The sequence below is a fragment of the Lentilactobacillus parafarraginis DSM 18390 = JCM 14109 genome (assembly GCF_001435895.1).
Taxonomy (GTDB): Bacteria; Bacillota; Bacilli; order Lactobacillales; family Lactobacillaceae; genus Lentilactobacillus; species Lentilactobacillus parafarraginis.
The window spans coordinates 23,861-41,132 of sequence record NZ_AZFZ01000024.1 but is presented as its reverse complement, the minus strand read 5'-3'; the positions used below and the strand labels follow the sequence as shown (position 1 = coordinate 41,132).

Genomic DNA, 17,272 nt, shown 5'->3' with positions numbered 1-17,272 from the left:
AGTGTTGCACTTAACTTGACAATTGAGGGAAATTAATAATGCCAGAATATTGTGGATTTTAAGCTTGGCAATCATGAATACTAAGATGCCAATCCCAATAACGACCCACAGTAGTGAAAGTAAGTCAGCTGTCAAACGAATCTCCTCCTAGAAATAAAAACTAAGTTATTAATATACTAATTAGCAGCATTAATAGTATATTGGAAACTGATATATTTGTCAACGCTTTCATAAATTGTGAATGCGGTGCCGCAAAGCTTCCAATTCGTCGATCAATAGCGATAATTGCTGAATTAAATAATTCAATTGTTATTATGGGCCCGAAATTCTAGAGTATCTGGATACAGTTTATGCTTAATAAACAGCTAACAGATATATTAGTTGTCAAGGAGGTTGACAATTGCCGGTTTTTTAAATCAAATTTTGTTATTTGATGCGATATGATAGCGCTTTCCGAAATATCGTGAATGCGTCGTGAACCTATGCTATCCTTAATAAGGACATTTATAAACATAGAGGAGAAGGTGCTTTCACATGCATGGTTTCATTGGTGAGTTTTTTGGGACGATGATTTTGATTTTATTAGGAGCAGGGACGAGTGCGGGTTTTAACCTTAACCAATCCTATGCCAAGGGTGCAGACTGGTTGTTTATCTGCGTTTCTTGGGGATTGGCGGTGACGATGGGTGTTTACGTTGCGGGATCTTTAGGGTCGCTTGGGCACCTGAACCCAGCGGTGACAATCGGTTACGCACTATTCGGTTTCTTCCCGTGGGATCAGGTGATGCCCTATTTAATTGGGCAATTTTTAGGCGCTTTTGTCGGCGCAGCGTTAGTTATTATTCAATTTAGACCCCATTTCAAGGCAACTCCCGATGAAAAATCCGGTAATAAGGTGGGGATCTTTGCGACCCAACCAGCCATTAAATCGCCACTATTTAACTTCCTATCAGAAGTCATTGCTACCTTTGCATTCATCTTTATCTTGTTAAATTTGGGGGACTTCACCCAGGGGATGAAACCGTTCATTGTTGGCACATTGATATTGGTGATCGGTGCGGGCTTGGGAACCACGACCGGGTTTGCGATCAACCCCGCCCGTGATTGGGGACCACGACTTGCGTATACCATTTTGCCAGTTCCCAATAAAGGAAGCGCTGAATGGGGATATGCATGGGTGCCGATGTTTGGCCCGCTGATCGGTGGGATTGCGGCAGCGGGGTTGCAGTTTATATTGAAGTGATCAACTTGGAATGAAAAAGCCTAAGCTAATCATAATTTCTTAGGTGGAATTAACATTTTTGTCATTTTTATTAATCACTACTTCAAATTCAGCACCTTGATTGTTGACGGTATTGTAAACGATTTCACAAAATGCTATAATCAGCGATGTTAAGAAGTATAATAATCCGGAAAAAGGTGAAAAGCCTTTACAGCCCCTTCGCTACTGTAAGATCGATCAGATTGTCACCACTCACTGGGTAAAACTGGGAAGAGGACAATTCTGGGATGAGGTCAAGTCAGGAGACGTTTATTATGCTGATTGCAAAGCTTCTTAGGGTCGACTTTGTCAATTAATAATAGACTTTCCGGGGATTTCTCTGCTCAAAATTGTCGGACGTTAGTTATTAATGATGAAAATTGGCTCTAGCTAGATAGACTAGCTAGGCTTTTTTTGTGGTGTCAAAAGTTGGCTAGCTTAGCGATACTTTGCGTTTGACAATATTTGATTCATTATAGGGGAGAGTTTATTCATGAAGAAAAAGCAATTTATTTCTTGGTTCGCACTCTTAATGGGGGTGTTCCTGTTATTTTTCGCAGGTGATAGTCAGGTTAAGGCTGATACTGCTTCGGATGTTGATTCAGCGATCAGTATTGGGGTTAATTATACGTCCAATAAAACAACTTTGGATAGTTGGGATGCATCCATTTTAGCGTTTAGTAACAGTGGGCTGACAGATGCACAAGCACAGAACTTTTATAATAATGTAATTACCAATAATCCGTTTATTAGTGGGAAAGAGCCTGTTGGTAGTAGCATTGGTAACGTTGCCGCTGTCAATGGTTTAAGGGCAATCGGAAAAGATCCTACGAGAGTTAATACTAAAAATCTGGTACCAGAAATTATTAATGATCCAAACATTGATCCAACCGACTATCGCGATTTAATAAATATTGCTAATGATTTAGAGGCGCTGAGCACAGGAAACTACGGATCGGCTAGTGAACAGGCACGGATCTCATTAGTTGAAAAGTTACTATCAATTCAGGATTCTAAAACACATTTGTGGAATACGAAGTATAGTCCAATCGATATCGATGGCCGAATATTATTAGGGTTATCCATGAATGAAAATTTGCCCGGAGTTAAGACGGCCATAAGTGAAGCTGTGACTGGAATCACTAACACTTATTATCAAAAAAATGGCGGCTTTTCAAATGATTCACAGAACATAAACGATGATGAGTACAATGATATCACCATGGTTAACGGTTTAGCGGCTGCGGGTGTCGACGTTTATTCTCCTCTTAACGGGGAAGCGGATTATAAGTCACCAGTACAGAACTTACTTGATCAAAATGTAACCTCTCCAGACGGTTTCTACATGCTGATTCAACAAGGAACTTATACGCTTCAGCAAGCCAAATTCACCCACGACGGTGGCAAAGGTTCCATCTTTGCATTTGATCAAAACGCCGCAGCAAAGCCCGGTACACTTGCAAGTTTTAAGGCAGCTGCAACCGCCAGAAAGCAAGCCATCATTAATGATTCTCAAGCAACGGCGGCTGCTAAAAACGATGCGCTTAACTTGGTTGACCAAGTTTTGGCCACTTATGTAAGCAAAATAAATGCCGATACCACTAGTAGTGCCGCAATTGCCGATCAAGCAGATGGCGTTACGGCTGTTAACAATGTGAACGCTTCGCACACGGCAGTTCCAACGACACCAACAACGCCAGCTACTACGGTGACGAACAATTACACGACTGTTGTTAATAGTTCTGCCAGGTCCTCGAGCACCTCAACACCAACAACTTCATCGTCCGGCAGTGCGCCAACGACGACAACAACTGTTACTAAGAAGCCAGCCAAGAAGGCTGCGCAAGCTAAACAACCGGTTGTTTACGCATTGACGACTGTTAAATTATATAAGAACACTAATTTCACTAAATCAAACCTTTCGAAAACATATAATAAACGTGCCCGGATTAACCGCCCAATGTTCCTGGTCATCAGTCAGCGGACGAACAAACAGGGTCATGCGATCTACCGAGTAAAGGATATGAACTCTGGCAAAACCGGTTACACGCTTTCCGGTTCGAAGTATTTTGCCCATGCCTACTATTCCGCAAAGGTGACCCGCATTAAAGTTATCAATCCTAAGGGAATCAACGAGTATGGTAAGGTTAACTTAACGAGCAAAAAGCGCCATGTTAAAAAGAATGCGTCATTAAATGTCAAAAAAGTTGTTAACTATGGGCGTTCCAACCGGATGCAACTTACAAACGGCCACTACATCACCGCTAACAAGAAGCTCATCTTGGCTACTAAGATCAAAAAGAGCTCCCAAAATACTCGGCCAAGTACACCTGCTGCCACAACCACAGGAACCACAACGAGTAACCCATCAACTAACTCAGGGTCGACGACAACGACTACGACAACCAATACGAATTCTAAGCCAACAACGACGGGGACAACAGCTACCACTAATTCACCTAGTGCCACGCCAACTTTGCCAGTGACACCCACAAATCCGGTTACGTCATCAAACGATGCTAAAGCCATCACAACCACTATTAGTATTCACGCTGATGGGGCGACCCTTGCGAGTGGCAGCATCAAGGTTAACAGTGGAGCCAGCGCATTTGATGCCTTGCAGGCATTTGCCCAGCAACAAGGATTGACTTTAACTTATAAAGGATCGGGGGCTACCGCATACGTTACCGGAATTAGTGGTTACATTGCCGGTCCAGCCGGGACAATGACCGGATGGCTCTATTCAATTAATGGCACCGAACCTGGTTCATCGATGGGCGCCTACATTCTAAAAGATGGGGATCAAATTTCGATGACCTACAATAAGTAACTCTGCATCTGACAATCAAATATCAAAGTGGTTGGGGAAAACGAAAACCCCAGCCACTTTTATGCGTTATCTAAGGAGATCACAATTATGAATCAATATATGAAATCAATTTTGGCTTCTGCCACTTTGGTCGTTGCCACTTTAACGCTCTCAACGACTACCAACGCTGCATCGATTAAGAAAGCTAGTACCAGCACCATTCACAACCGGGTTGCCCGGACCTACTCCTATGCCAAAAAGATGATTAAAGAAAACAAGACCGGGCTTTCCGATCAAACTAGTGATATTTTTAGTAAGAAACTCAATCCTGATACCGGTGCGGCCGCTGGGTACTCTGACTTCCTGTTAGGGCTCAAGGGAAACGGTTATAAATTTACTACCAAGGAAAAAACGTTATTGCGAAAAAATCTGGTGATTAAAAAAACGACCCCGGCTGCAATGATGGCTAATGCCGTGATGGCCGTTCAGGCGATGGGGCTGAATGCTCGAAATTATAAGCCATATGGCCACAAGAAAGGAATCAATCTGGTAACCAAGTTGTACAAGACAAGCATCTCGAAACAGACGGTGAGTGCCCAGTCTCAAGTGCTGATTGCCGTTTCGATGAGTTCAAAGTTCAAGCAGCCGAAGGGAGCAAAGTTTAGCAAAGCAAGTTTAAGCGCTCGCCTAGTGAAATCCCAATTAAATAATCACGGTTGGACGTATAATAATCAGCAAGGGGCCAAGGATGCCGACACAACCAGCATGGTTCTCACTGGCCTGGCTCGAGGGAATGTTCATACAACTAACGTTAAGACCAGCATGCTGAAAGGCCAAAAATTTCTAGCTGGGATAGCGCAGCCCAGCGGTGCCTTTGGCTACACGTTTAATGGCAAAACAACGCCAAATGCCAATTCAACTGCCGAAGCAATCATTGCCTTATCAAACGATTCCGGCATGAAGAAATATGTGAATAACGCTGCGATGAAAGTAAGTCAAACTAGGACGCCACTCTATGCAATGCTGACTTATGTTAACAAATCCGGTTCAATTAAAAACGCAGCTACCCAGCTCTATGGTGTCGGGCAGGTCAACTTAGCGGTTGCCGCTTATAAAGCTGCTTTAAAGAATCGTTCGGTTTATACTATCAATTAATCGGTAAACACTTAAAATGAGAGGTGACAAGACGATATGAAAAAAGCAATTGGCTTCATTCTTGCGTTCATTCTTACAATCGGAATCGCTTTTGGTGCCCAACAGGTGATTTCATCGAGAAACGCAGCCCCTAAGCCGACGACTTCTAAACAAGCGACTGCTTCGAGTTCAAGTTCGACTAGCTCAAGTAATCCCAAGCAGTCCAGCCACCATCAAAAAGCGAAGGGTGACAGCAAAGCAAAGTCGAAAACAGATAAGCGGGCTCAAAAGACGGCGAACAAGCGTCAAGCTGCTAGTTCCCAGTCAAGCACGAGCCCTAATCAGGCGACCGGATCCAGTGCAAAGGCAAGTTCTAATAAGGCCGCTAAAAGTAAGCAGTCAGACACCCCTAAATCTGATAAGCTGGGTAAAATTAATCACAAGGCAGAAACCAAGGTGGTTAAGGATACGCATCATGGGGCTAAAAAGTCGCCTAGTGCTAAGAATACAATTCAAATTCATTTAACGGTTGACGGGTATAAAAAAGTTTTCTATTCCAAGAACATGCGCGTTAAAAAAGGCGCCAACGCGTTTTCAATTTTAAAGCAAACGAACCTGAAGATCAGTTATATTCCGGGCCCATCCGTTTACGTGAACGGCATTAACGGCCTCAAAGAAAATGACGTTAAGGCCGGCTCCGGTTGGATGTTCAGCGTTAACAAGAAGTTTATTGACCACGCTGCAAACTTAACCAAGCTCAAGAGCGGTGATAACGTTCGTTGGTACTTTACGACGAAGGGGTATTAGCGCTGGGTTGATGTTGCGAGTGATTTAAAAAATAGGCCATCAGTAAAATCCTGGAACTTTGATTTTGCTGGTGGCCTATTAACTTTGGTATTAATATTTGGAAATATCACGTGCAAGTATAATTACTCAACCTTTACTGGTGTCTCAGCTGGTTGACCGCTAATTAACGCCAGATTATTGTCGAATGCCTTCAGTACCATATTTTTAACTGCATGGGTGGTGTAAAAGGCAGTGTGAGGTGTTACCAGAACGTTTGAACGATGAATCAAGTTTTCGAGACGTTTGTCTGGGAAGGCCTTTCCCTTCCAATCTTCATTAAAAATCCCAACTTCGTCTTCATACGTATCCATCACGAAGCCAAAGACTTTACCGCTGTCGAGTGCTTTAATGACGGCATCCGTATCAACTAATGGGCCCCTTGAGCAGTTAACTAGAACAACGTCATCTTTCATTTTCGCAATGGACTGAGTATTGATCATGTGATTGTTATCTTTGGTGGCAGGGACGTGAAGCGAGATAACATCAGATTGCGCGTAGAGCTCGTCTAAGGTGTTAACGTAATAGCCTTTGCGCTTTAATTCCGGGTTTTCAAATGGATCAAAAGCGATTACCTTAGCGCCAAAGCCCTCCATAATCTGCATAAATACGCGCCCAATATGACCGGTTCCAATAACCCCAACGGTTTGGTCCCGAACTTCGCGGCCAATCGTTGGTGCCCACCGAAGATCCCCACTTTCAACCTTTTTGTCCAAGACCTTAGATTGACGGAGAATTCTGGCAGTTTGGATGGCGGCGTGTTCAGCAATTGCGTTCGGGGAATAAACCGGGACGTTGGTAATTTGGAAACCTAACTCCTTTGCTTTATCCATGTCGATGTTATCCACACCAACATTTCGAAGCGACATCTTAGTCACACCCTGATCAGCAAGTGCTTGGAGGGTATCCGCCGTGTATGATAATTGTTGGTAAACAACGGCGCCATCCGCCCCCTTGGCATACTTTGCAGTTTGAGGGGATAGTAGTTCATCTGTGTATCCAACCTCAATATCGGGGTGCTTGCCAGCCCATTCTTTAACGTATGGTTCTTCATCTTTGCGGATGCTAAAGGCAAAGATTCGTTTTTTGCCATTTGAAGTTGGCGTCTTAGCGGGGCTCGATTTTGATTGAGATTTGGATTCAGCGAGGACCTGTTTAACGACCTCTCTAATTAAATCTTCATTTACATCTGGCATTGAAAGTTCCTCATTTCTATTGTTCGATCACTATTAAATCAAAAAAGAGCATAATCCTAAATCAGAAAATTAACATTATGCCTTATTGAAACGTATTATTGTGCCGTGTAACCGCCGTCGACGATGAACTCAGAACCGGTACTAAATGATGATTCATCAGATGCGAGGAACAACGACATATTTGCGACTTCGATCGGTTTAGCCAAACGACCCATTGGATGTAGTGAAACGAGGTGATCGGCAACCTTTGGATCCGTCTTTTCAAGATTTGCAACCAGTGGCGTGTCAACATAGCCTGGGTGAACGGAATTAATCCGGATATCGTAGCCTTCACGGGCACAATGTAGCGCCGCAGACTTAGTTAACAGACGAACACCGCCTTTTGATGCATTGTAAGCAAGTAAATCAGGATCGCCAATTAAACCTTCAACTGAGCAAAGATTAATGATTGAATTCTTTTCGTGGTTGTTCTTCATTGCTTGAATACCATATTTGACGCCCCACATTGTCCCAGTAAGGTTAACGCCAATCGTGGCATTCCAATTCTTTTCATCCATTTTCTCGATGTTGGAGAATACACCAATTCCAGCATTGTTCACAATGATATTAATTTTTCCAAATTTGCTAATCGTTGCGTTGATAATGCGATCCCAGTCTTCTTTTTTTGAAACATCTTGTTGCATAAATACAAGGCGATCGGGAATTAATTCTTTTTCTAAAGCGTCGCCAGCTTCTTTTTCAATTGCCGTAAATACGACTTTAGCGCCTTCTTCGGCGAAACGTTCAACAATGGCTTTGCCGATTCCTTTTGATCCACCAGTAACTAATGCAACCTTACCTTGCAAGCGTCCCATTATAAAGCCTCCATTCCAAAGTTTGTTACAAAGGTATTATAAAGCACAGTTTTAAAGCGTGTAAAGCGCTTTCATTTTGACGAAAACCCCTTTCTTGTGAAATTAATACAAAATATTTATAAATGCTCTTTTTTTATTGTCATCAATAAATATTGCCATTATTTAACTTCAACGGGTGCAAAAAAATCATGAATCGCGTTTCTAACGGGATTCATGATTCATTTCACAGTTAAGACTCAATAATGCATTAATGAACAAATTCTAAATCATCCAATCGACAGATCAGATGGGTAGTCTATGCGTTATTTCATTTGTAGTTTCGTTCAAATCTCAATAATGACTATCGGGATGGTGATCGTTGTTACTTGAAGTCAACGGTGCTTGTAAGACACTCGCCTTGGTAGTTATTCCGGCAGGAATTCAAAAAACATTTCATCTTGTGATTTTACAATATCTTGTGATTTTTCAAAAATCTTTTTAAGAAGCTGCTCTTTAAATTGTTTAAGAGTACACAAAATTTCTGGTCAAGCGACAACCTCTTGGACGTTGTTTTGGCGACCTGGTTTATAGAATCAGGGATTTTCCAGGCCAATTAAATGTTGACGTAAATCCATTGAATAACAGACTTATCCTTCACGTAGGTCTCACTTGGTAAGATTTGTGGTTGAACGCCGTCAATTAAATAAATCCAACCGTTGGCATTGTTGAGGGAAGAAAGACCATCAATTGACATGATGCAGGGGTAGCCGTTAATGCTCTGCTCTTTTAAAATAACCCCTTGTTTTTGAAAGAAGTGATGTGAGACGGCATAAACGGAAAGATTCTCGTTCCATTCCAATTCTCGGGGAATCGTATAGACCTTTTTTGCGCCGTTGTAGCGCTTTCTAAACTGGAGTGGGGTGAGATTTGTGGTTTCCTTGAACACTTTGTTAAAGTAGTTCGCCCGGGCAAATCCAATCGATTTTGAAATCTTGTCGATCGGTTCGTCAGTTGAGATGAGTTGTTTTTGAGCAAGGGCAATTTTTCGGGTTCGAATATAGTTAGAAAAGTTGATTTTAAAGTATTCTTTGAATAATCGGCTCAGGTAGGCAGGGGATAGGTATGAATTTTTTGAAACGTTCACAAGTGTGAGTTTCTGATCAATATTTTGTTCAATATAGGATAATGCGATGTCAATATTATTAATTCCTTCGTTACCGTCGAGATCAATTGAGGGTTTGAATTTATGGACATCTGGGTCAATCCTGGCTGAAAAGCCAGAGGTGAGCAGGTTCAACAGTTGACCGCCCTTTTCCAAGTCTTCTTTGGTCAATGGCGAAAGAATGGCGATTTTTTGATAGTAAGCATCCAGAACGCTGGTTGAAATATTTTGGAGAGCATCTTGATGCAAAGAAGTGGCGCTTACAGGAATGTTGTTCTTGCTTGCGATGAACATGCCATTAAATTGATCATTGGTGATGAGTGGAAAAAATAATGACGGACTTTTTTTGTAAAAGAAGGTATCAACCTTCTTGGAATCTAAGAAAAGACCGTCACTCGTTACCAGGTGTAATGTGCTGTCAATAAAGGAAAGATGGGTCTTCGTCAGTTGGAAAAACAAAGATAGAATTCGCTTGATTCGGATGTAGTGAGTTTCTTGTGAAGTAAAGTTCATAAAAAAATCTCCTTTTATATCTCACTGGCTTTGTTAATGAGTACACAGTAGCCTAAATATTGACAAAAATCAAATATGTGTAATAAAAAAATATAATATTTTGTAAAATACCATAATTTGCTGCTAAACATTATCAAGAAAATCAGAATCACTTGTTATATAATAAGCATGTATTAAAAAGCAAGCGCTTACAAGCGCCGCACAATATGACTTTAGGAGGCTTTCTTTATGGAACAAGAAGCACTTGGAATGATTGAAACACGGGGCTTAGTCCCTTCAATCGAAGCAGCAGATGCGATGGTTAAAGCTGCGAACGTTGCCCTAATTGGCCAACAGAAAATTGGCGCAGGTCTTGTAACAGCCATGGTTCGTGGCGATGTTGGAGCTGTAAAGGCAGCTGTTGATGCAGGAGTTCAAGCCGCAGGAAATGTTGGCGAGGTTATCTCTAGCTACGTCATTCCGCGTCCGCACACAGATGTTGAGAAGATTCTTCCACACAAAGAATAATCATTGAAATTGGTTCTTATTTTGTTTGAGTGGAGGACAAATAAGAACCTTTTTTAGTAATAAGAACCGTTACGATTGAAAACTCTCCGTGAAAAAATACTAGGAGGCAGTCCTATGATTGATTTTTTGAATTCCACCAGCGTTGCGCCGGAGTTTGTTGGTGCTGATAAGGCTGGGGATACGATTGGTATCTGTATTCCTAACGTTGATCCCCAGCTTCTCGAAAAGATGCACGTTAAGAAAAAATATTCAGTAATTGGGATCGTCAGCGATCGTACTGGTGGTGGTCCACAATTATTTTCAATGGATGAAGGTGTTAAATCCACCAATACCGAGGTTATCGATGTTGAATGGACTAACGATACTAAGGGCGGCGGTGGCCAAGGATGCATGATCGTCATTGGCGGTTATGATCCTTCAGATGTTCGCCAAGCAATCAAGGTCACATTCGAGAACTTACATCATTTCTTTGGTGACGTTTACGGTAATGATGCTGGTTTCGTTGAATTACAATATACGGCTCGAGCTGCTGGTTGCCTAAGCGAGGGTTTAAATGCTGAAGAAGGAAAGGCATTTGGGGTTCTGAACGGATGTCCAGCCGCAATCGGTATTGTGATGGCAGATGCAGCTTTGAAGACCGCAGGGGTTAAAACAATTGCATTGGCAACTCCAAGTCATAATGGTAGCCCTTCCAATGAAGCGACTCTTACCATTAGTGGCGAATCAGGGGCTGTCCGCCAGGCAATTATCGCTGGCCGTGAACGCGGATTAGAGCTCTTAGGACAAATGGGAGATAAGCCTAAAAATGACTATCCCTCCTACATTCATTAAAATTCTTATTTTAAGGAGGAATAATTAATGAAACGTCAGAAAAGATTTGAAAAGCTGGAACAGCGCTCAATCAACAAAGACGTCATTGTAAAAGAGTGGCCTGAAGAAGGCTTCGTTGCAATGAAGAGCCCCAATGACCCTGAACCAAGCGTCAAGGTTGAAAACGGGGTTATTACTGAAATGGACGGCAAGAAACGTTCCGATTTCGATTTAATCGATATGTATATTGCAAACTACGGCATTAACATTGAAAATGCTGAAAAAGTCATGGCAACCGATTCAACCAAGATCGCTAAGATGCTGATTGATCCCAATGTTTCTCATGAAGAAGTTCTGAAATATACGACTGCGATGACACCTGCCAAAGGCCAAGACGTGATTAATCAGCTAGATTTTGGCGAGATGATTATGGGTGCCAAGAAGATGCGTGAACGGCGGAAACCAGCAAATCAATGTCACGTTACCAACTACATTGACAATCCGGTTGAATTAGCTGCCGATGCTGCTGAAGCTGCCCTAAGAGGATTCGCTGAAGAGGAAACGACAACCGCTGTTAGTCGTGACGCGCCTTTTAACGCCCTTTCGGTATTGGTTGGCTCACAAACTGGGCGCCCAGGCGTTCTTCATCAATGTTCTGTTGATGAATCAACTGAATTGCAGCTGGGGATGCGCGGCTTAACGTCATATGCCGAAACAATTTCGGTATATGGAACTGACCGTTCATTTACTGATGGCGATGATACGCCGTGGTCCAAAGGATTCTTAGCATCATGCTACGCATCCCGAGGCATTAAAATGCGGTTCACATCCGGGTCAGGTTCAGAAGTTTTGATGGGTTATCCTGAAGGCAAATCAATGCTTTACCTTGAAGCTCGCTGCATCTTATTATCAAAGGCTTCCGGGGTTCAAGGACTTCAAAACGGGTCATTAAGCTGTATCTCGATTCCAACGGCCGTTCCAAATGGGTTGCGGGAAGTCCTTGGTGAAAACTTGCTGTGCATGATGTACGACCTGGAAAATGCCAGTGGTAGTGATCAATCGTTCTCACACTCTTCAATGCGCCGCACATGGCGGTTCATGGGACAATTTATTGGTGGTACTGACTTTATTTGTTCAGGTTACGGTGCTGAACCTAATCCTGATAATACCTTTGCCGGCTCTAACGAAGATGTTTATGATTACGATGATATTCATTTTCTTTCACGTGATTACGGTCAGTCGTTTGGAATCCACTCAATTAAAGAAGAGGATGCCATTACCGTTCGCCGTAAGGCTGCAAAAGCATTGCAAGCTGTATTCAAGGGATTAGGATTGCCGACAATTACTGATGAAGAAGTTGAAGCCGCAGCGTATGCCGATGTTCATGAAGACATGCCAAAGCGTGACAAGGTTGTTGACATGAAGGCTGCCCAGGATCTGATGGAAAGAGGGATCACCGCTGTTGATGTTATCAAAGCTTTAATCGATGGTGGCTTTAACGACGTGGCTGATGCAATTCTTAATCTGCAGAAGCAAAAGGTAGTTGGCGATTATCTTCAAACCTCAGCGATCTTTGATAAGGACTGGAATGTTGAATCTGCAGTCAATGAGCAGAATGATTATCAAGGACCAGGTACTGGTTATCGTCTATACGATGACAAGGAAGCATGGAAGAAAGTAACCGACATTCCGCAAGTCATTGACCCAGAACACTTCGATATGTAAGGGGAGGAGGTATTATTATGGCCGATATTGATGAAGATTTAGTTCGTAAAATTGTCCGTGAAGTTTTAGCTCAAACGCAAATTGATAAACCAATTGATTTCCAGAAGAATAACGCCCAAACGGGAAGTAGTGTTGGCACTTCTGAAAGCGCTTCCGAGAGCTCTTCTGGCAGCACAACAGCTGTTTTGGAAAAGAACCCGTCTTGGTTCCAGCCAATTGGGCCTGCAAAACCCGGTTACTCCAAGGATGAAATTGTGATTGCGGTTGCCCCAGCATTTGCGACCGTATTGACCAAAACCGAGTCAGAGGTTTCCCACAAGGAAGCACTACGGCAAGTCATTGCCGGAATTGAAGAGGAAGGGCTTAAAGCCAGGGTTGTTAAAGTTTATGATACCTCCGATGTTTCCTTCATGGCTGTGGAAGCTGATCAGTTGTCCGGATCCGGGATTTCAATTGGTATTCAGTCAAAGGGAACGGCGATTATTCACCAGAAGGACCAGGAAGCTTTAAATAATCTGGAATTGTTCCCTGAAGCTCCGGTTGTTGATGCTGCGATGTTTCGAGCAATCGGGAAAAATGCAGCTCGTTACGCCAAGGGGGATTCTCCAGAGCCCGTTTCACAACCGAATGATCAGATGGCTCGGCCTAACTTCCAGGCGATTTCAGCAATTTTGCACATTCGTGAGACCCATCAAGTAGTGACTGGCAAGCCAGCTGAAGAAATTCAAGTAACGTTATAAGGAGGGGTATCGATGAGTGATATTAATGATTTAGTATCCAATATTTTAAAACAGGTTAACAATTCTGATACCGCGACTACCAATTCGGCTAGCACGACGCAGGCAAGTACGAGTAACGAGAAAACCAGTACTAGCAGTACCAGTAGTAACGGTAAGCAATACGGGGTGAAGGACTACCCACTTTATCAAAAGCACCGAGATATTATTAAAACCCCTTCAGGAAAAGCGCTGGACGATGTAACGCTGGACGATATTGCGAATAATCGCGTTGATCGAAAAGACTTGCGGATTACCGCAGAAGCCTTGAAAATGCAGGGGGACGTTGCCGGGGCAGCTGGCCGTAAAACCTTACAGATGAACTTTGACCGCGCCGCGGAGTTGACTAAAATTCCCGATGACCGGTTGTTGGAAATGTATAACGCATTACGACCATACCGATCAACGAAAGAAGAATTATTGGGCATTGCGGATGAATTAAGAACAAAGTACGATGCTAAAATTTGTGCCGCATGGTTTGAAGAGGCTGCCAAATATTATTGGAGTCGTAAGAAGCTCAAAGGAGACAGATAACAAAAGTCGAAAAAGGGTGTCGAGATATGGCAATGAAAAAAGTGATTGGCGTTGATATTGGAAATTCGTCAACTGAAGTTGCACTAGCTAATGTTTCTGATAGTGGGGAGGCTGACTTTATTGGATCGGGGATAGCTGCAACAACAGGTATCAAAGGGACAAGAGAAAACCTAGTTGGCATTCGTGATTCAATTAATCAAGTTCTGAATAAAGCCAATTTATCAATTGATGATATTGATTTAATTAGAATTAACGAAGCCACTCCAGTTATCGGAGACGTGGCAATGGAAACGATCACGGAAACGATTGTCACGGAATCAACCATGATTGGCCATAATCCTGATACGCCAGGTGGAATTGGGACTGGGGCTGGCGTCACAATCCCGATTTTAGACTTGGCGGGTGAGAGCGACAAAGATCAAAATTATATTGTTGTCGTTTCCAAAGAAATCGACTTTGAAAACTGCGCCAAGTTGATAAATGCCTATATTGGAGCCGGATATAAGATATCGGCAGCCATTCTTCAAAATGATGATGCGGTACTTGTTGATAATCGGTTGAGTAAAAAGATTCCGATCGTTGATGAAGTTGCCATGATCGAAAAGGTTCCGCTCAATATGATGGCAGCCGTTGAAGTTGCCGGACCTGGTCAGGTCATTTCTCAATTGGCCAATCCGTACGGAATCGCCACATTATTCAATTTGAGTTCTGACGAGACCAAGAATATTGTACCGGTTTCACGGGCACTCATCGGGAATCGTTCTGCGGTTGTCATTAAGACGCCGGCCGGCGACGTTAAAGCTAGAGTAATTCCTGCGGGCAAGATTATTATTGATGGCGAAACTGGAAAAGAAGAAGTCAGTGTTTCTAAGGGCGCTGATGCGATCATGAATAAAGTTTCCAGCTTCCGTCATATTAATGATATTACTGGTGAATCGGGGACAAATATTGGCGGCATGCTGGAAAAGGTTCGCCAAACAATGGCAACTTTAACCGGTAAACAAAACAAGGACGTTGCCATTCAAGACTTGTTAGCCATTGATACGCAGGTTCCCGTTAAAGTTAAAGGCGGCCTGGCAGGAGAATTTTCAAATGAGTCGGCCGTTGGGATTGCCGCAATGGTTAAATCCGATCACCTTCAAATGGAAGTGATTGCGAAGCTGATCGAAAAGGAGTTAGGTACCAAGGTTGAAATTGGTGGTGCGGAAGTTGAATCCGCAATTCGTGGTGCTCTAACAACTCCGGGGACATCTAAACCGATTGCTATTCTGGACTTTGGTGCCGGCTCGACGGACGCATCGATTATTAATAAAGAGGACCAAACCGTTGCCATTCATCTTGCTGGTGCTGGTGACATGGTTACGATGATTATCAACTCTGAACTTGGATTGTCGGATATTCACCTTGCGGAAGACATCAAGCGATATCCGCTGGCTAAAGTTGAAAATCTGTTTCAGTTGCGTCACGAGGACGGTTCTGTTCAGTTCTTTGAACAACCATTGCCGTCTGAGCTGTTTGCCCGGATCGTTGTCCTCAAACCTGAAGGATATGAACCAGTTACAGGTAATTTGAGCATTGAAAAGATTAAGCTTGTTCGACAAAGTGCCAAGAAGCGGGTGTTTGTTACCAATGCCATTCGGGCTCTCAAATATGTGAGCCCAACAGGGAATATCCGGGATATCCCGTTCGTCGTCATTGTCGGCGGTTCTGCCCTTGACTTCGAAATTCCGCAACTCGTAACGGATGAGCTGGCCCACTACAACCTGGTTTCAGGACGGGGAAACGTTCGAGGAATCATGGGGCCGCGAAATGCGGTGGCCACGGGGCTTGTTCTTCGATATGCGGAAGAAAGAGGGCAACAAAATGGCTGACAATCTTGAAAAACCGACAATTGTCATTGGGATAAATGGCACGGGATCGTTGTCTCAAAGCCACTTGAAACCAATTCTTAATGGGATCGAAGAGGAACAAATTCCGGTTTCCACCAAGGATATTTCGATCAATAATATTGTTTCCAGGGCATATCAAGCGGCACTGGCTTCTCGATTATCGGTAGGAATTGCTTACGAGAACAACCGATATGTTGTTCATTATAAGAATTTACCGGAGCAGGCTCCCCTGTTTGATCTAACGATTAATGATGACCAACAGTTACGAAGACTAGGCGCAAATGCCGCTCGGTTAGTAAAGGGGATACCCTTTAAGAAACTATCATGAATGGGGATAAAATTATGGAAGCGTTAGGATATGTAGAGTGTAATGGATTGTCCAGCGCAACTGTTGCCGCTGATCGCATGTTAAAGACAAGTGACGTTAAACTTAGCAGGATTCGCAATGCCGATAATGGTTGGATTACGCTAGAGTTTACGGGTGACATTGCCGCGCTGAAAGTTGCTGTGGAAACGGTTAAACAAACATTGCCTAAGCAATATGTTGCTGGCCTTGTAATTGGTAGTCCTGCCAAAGGCTTGGATGGGTTGGGGACCTCAGGAGCGAGTGACGTTGCGCCCCAAAACTTTAATCCTGAGAAATACAATCCAGATGGGTCAATGAAGGAATCAGCAATGTTTGGGCCACATCCGGACCATCAATCTTCAAATGTTCAAGCGGCCGCCGCAGAACCAACGGCAGAGCCAGAGGAGAAAATGCAGGAAACGCATTCCAGTGATGACGACGATGATGAGGAAGATGACGGCGAGTCAGATGATGACAAGCCTGGTGATAGGGTGACATGTAATTTATGTGGTGATCCAAAGTGTCCTCGAAAGAAGGGCGAACCACATAACAAATGCATCCATTATGATGAGTTGAAGAAGAAAGCCGAACTAGAGAAGAAAAATAGATCGAAGAAGAAATAGGAGGAAGAACAATGAACAACGCTTTGGGAATGATTGAAACTAAAGGATTAGTACCTTCGATTGAAGCAGCAGATGCGATGGTAAAAGCCGCCAATGTTGAATTGACCGGTCAAGAAAAAATTGGTGCTGGATTGGTAACCGTTATGATCAGAGGAGATGTTGGGGCCGTTAAATCTGCCGTTGATGCCGGCCTTCAAGCAGCTAAAAATGTCGGCGAAGTTGTTTCCTCGTACGTCATTCCTCGTCCACACAGCGAAGTTGAGACAATTTTACCAACGATTCAAGCTTCAGATAGCACCGAGGAACAATAAT

Annotated in this window: 16 protein-coding genes and 1 riboswitch; of the genes, 13 read left to right on the top strand and 3 right to left on the bottom strand. The window is 43.2% G+C overall.

Annotation, left to right across the window (positions count from 1 at the left end; all coding sequences use genetic code 11):
• The first annotated feature begins 534 nt into the window (after positions 1 to 534).
• The 4 genes from FD47_RS07250 to FD47_RS07235 all read left to right on the top strand — a co-directional run bounded on the left by FD47_RS07250 (position 535) and on the right by FD47_RS07235 (position 6,010).
• Complete coding sequence (locus FD47_RS07250; protein WP_054734252.1) at positions 535 to 1,242, top strand: MIP/aquaporin family protein; 708 nt, start codon at positions 535 to 537, stop codon at positions 1,240 to 1,242.
• A 124-nt stretch (positions 1,243 to 1,366) separates the two neighbouring features.
• Positions 1,367 to 1,548, top strand: a riboswitch (cobalamin riboswitch).
• A 205-nt stretch (positions 1,549 to 1,753) separates the two neighbouring features.
• Positions 1,754 to 4,090, top strand: coding sequence for a DUF5776 domain-containing protein (locus tag FD47_RS07245; protein WP_056980368.1), 2,337 nt, complete (start codon positions 1,754 to 1,756; stop codon positions 4,088 to 4,090).
• Between the two features lie 87 nt (positions 4,091 to 4,177).
• Positions 4,178 to 5,224, top strand: coding sequence for a fucose-binding lectin II (locus FD47_RS07240; RefSeq protein WP_056980366.1), 1,047 nt, complete (start codon positions 4,178 to 4,180; stop codon positions 5,222 to 5,224).
• 36 nt (positions 5,225 to 5,260) lie between these two features.
• Positions 5,261 to 6,010, top strand: coding sequence for a DUF4430 domain-containing protein (locus tag FD47_RS07235; RefSeq protein WP_054734255.1), 750 nt, complete (start codon positions 5,261 to 5,263; stop codon positions 6,008 to 6,010).
• Between the two features lie 122 nt (positions 6,011 to 6,132).
• Here the strand turns inward: FD47_RS07235 and FD47_RS07230 are convergent, their stop codons facing one another.
• The 3 genes from FD47_RS07230 to FD47_RS07220 all read right to left on the bottom strand — a co-directional run bounded on the left by FD47_RS07230 (position 6,133) and on the right by FD47_RS07220 (position 9,750).
• The gene (locus tag FD47_RS07230) at positions 6,133 to 7,242 is read right to left on the bottom strand and encodes a D-2-hydroxyacid dehydrogenase (RefSeq protein ID WP_082402612.1); all 1,110 of its coding nucleotides are present in this window, start codon (positions 7,240 to 7,242) and stop codon (positions 6,133 to 6,135) included.
• Positions 7,243 to 7,337: 95 nt separating this feature from the next.
• Positions 7,338 to 8,096 (bottom strand): glucose 1-dehydrogenase, encoded by a 759-nt coding sequence (locus FD47_RS07225; RefSeq protein WP_054734258.1) that lies wholly within the window; start codon positions 8,094 to 8,096, stop codon positions 7,338 to 7,340.
• 592 nt (positions 8,097 to 8,688) lie between these two features.
• Positions 8,689 to 9,750, bottom strand: a complete 1,062-nt coding sequence (locus tag FD47_RS07220; protein WP_056980364.1) for a helix-turn-helix domain-containing protein — start codon at positions 9,748 to 9,750, stop codon at positions 8,689 to 8,691.
• A 228-nt stretch (positions 9,751 to 9,978) separates the two neighbouring features.
• On the opposite strand from FD47_RS07220, the gene FD47_RS07215 reads away from it, so the two are divergent.
• The 9 genes from FD47_RS07215 (at position 9,979) to FD47_RS07175 (ending at position 17,271) form a co-directional block, all read left to right on the top strand.
• Complete coding sequence (locus FD47_RS07215) at positions 9,979 to 10,257, top strand: BMC domain-containing protein (RefSeq protein ID WP_054734268.1); 279 nt, start codon at positions 9,979 to 9,981, stop codon at positions 10,255 to 10,257.
• 114 nt (positions 10,258 to 10,371) lie between these two features.
• Positions 10,372 to 11,088: a propanediol utilization microcompartment protein PduB gene (gene pduB / locus FD47_RS07210; protein WP_054734270.1), complete on the top strand. Its 717-nt coding sequence runs from the start codon at positions 10,372 to 10,374 to the stop codon at positions 11,086 to 11,088.
• Positions 11,089 to 11,115: 27 nt separating this feature from the next.
• Complete coding sequence (locus tag FD47_RS07205) at positions 11,116 to 12,792, top strand: propanediol/glycerol family dehydratase large subunit (protein ID WP_054734273.1); 1,677 nt, start codon at positions 11,116 to 11,118, stop codon at positions 12,790 to 12,792.
• 17 nt (positions 12,793 to 12,809) lie between these two features.
• Positions 12,810 to 13,532, top strand: coding sequence for a propanediol/glycerol family dehydratase medium subunit (locus FD47_RS07200; protein WP_054734275.1), 723 nt, complete (start codon positions 12,810 to 12,812; stop codon positions 13,530 to 13,532).
• A 12-nt stretch (positions 13,533 to 13,544) separates the two neighbouring features.
• Complete coding sequence (locus FD47_RS07195) at positions 13,545 to 14,102, top strand: diol dehydratase small subunit (RefSeq protein WP_054734276.1); 558 nt, start codon at positions 13,545 to 13,547, stop codon at positions 14,100 to 14,102.
• A 26-nt stretch (positions 14,103 to 14,128) separates the two neighbouring features.
• Entirely contained in the window at positions 14,129 to 15,973 is a 1,845-nt protein-coding gene (locus FD47_RS07190; RefSeq protein ID WP_082402614.1) for a diol dehydratase reactivase subunit alpha, read from the top strand.
• Positions 15,966 to 16,319: a glycerol dehydratase reactivase beta/small subunit family protein gene (locus FD47_RS07185; RefSeq protein ID WP_225352828.1), complete on the top strand. Its 354-nt coding sequence runs from the start codon at positions 15,966 to 15,968 to the stop codon at positions 16,317 to 16,319. Before FD47_RS07190 ends, FD47_RS07185 begins: the two co-directional genes overlap by 8 nt.
• 14 nt (positions 16,320 to 16,333) lie before the next feature.
• A complete protein-coding gene (locus tag FD47_RS07180) occupies positions 16,334 to 16,960 on the top strand; it encodes a BMC domain-containing protein (protein WP_082402617.1) in 627 nt (208 codons plus the stop codon).
• A gap of 11 nt (positions 16,961 to 16,971) precedes the next feature.
• A complete protein-coding gene (locus FD47_RS07175; protein WP_054734285.1) occupies positions 16,972 to 17,271 on the top strand; it encodes a BMC domain-containing protein in 300 nt (99 codons plus the stop codon).
• Position 17,272: the final 1 nt, after the last annotated feature.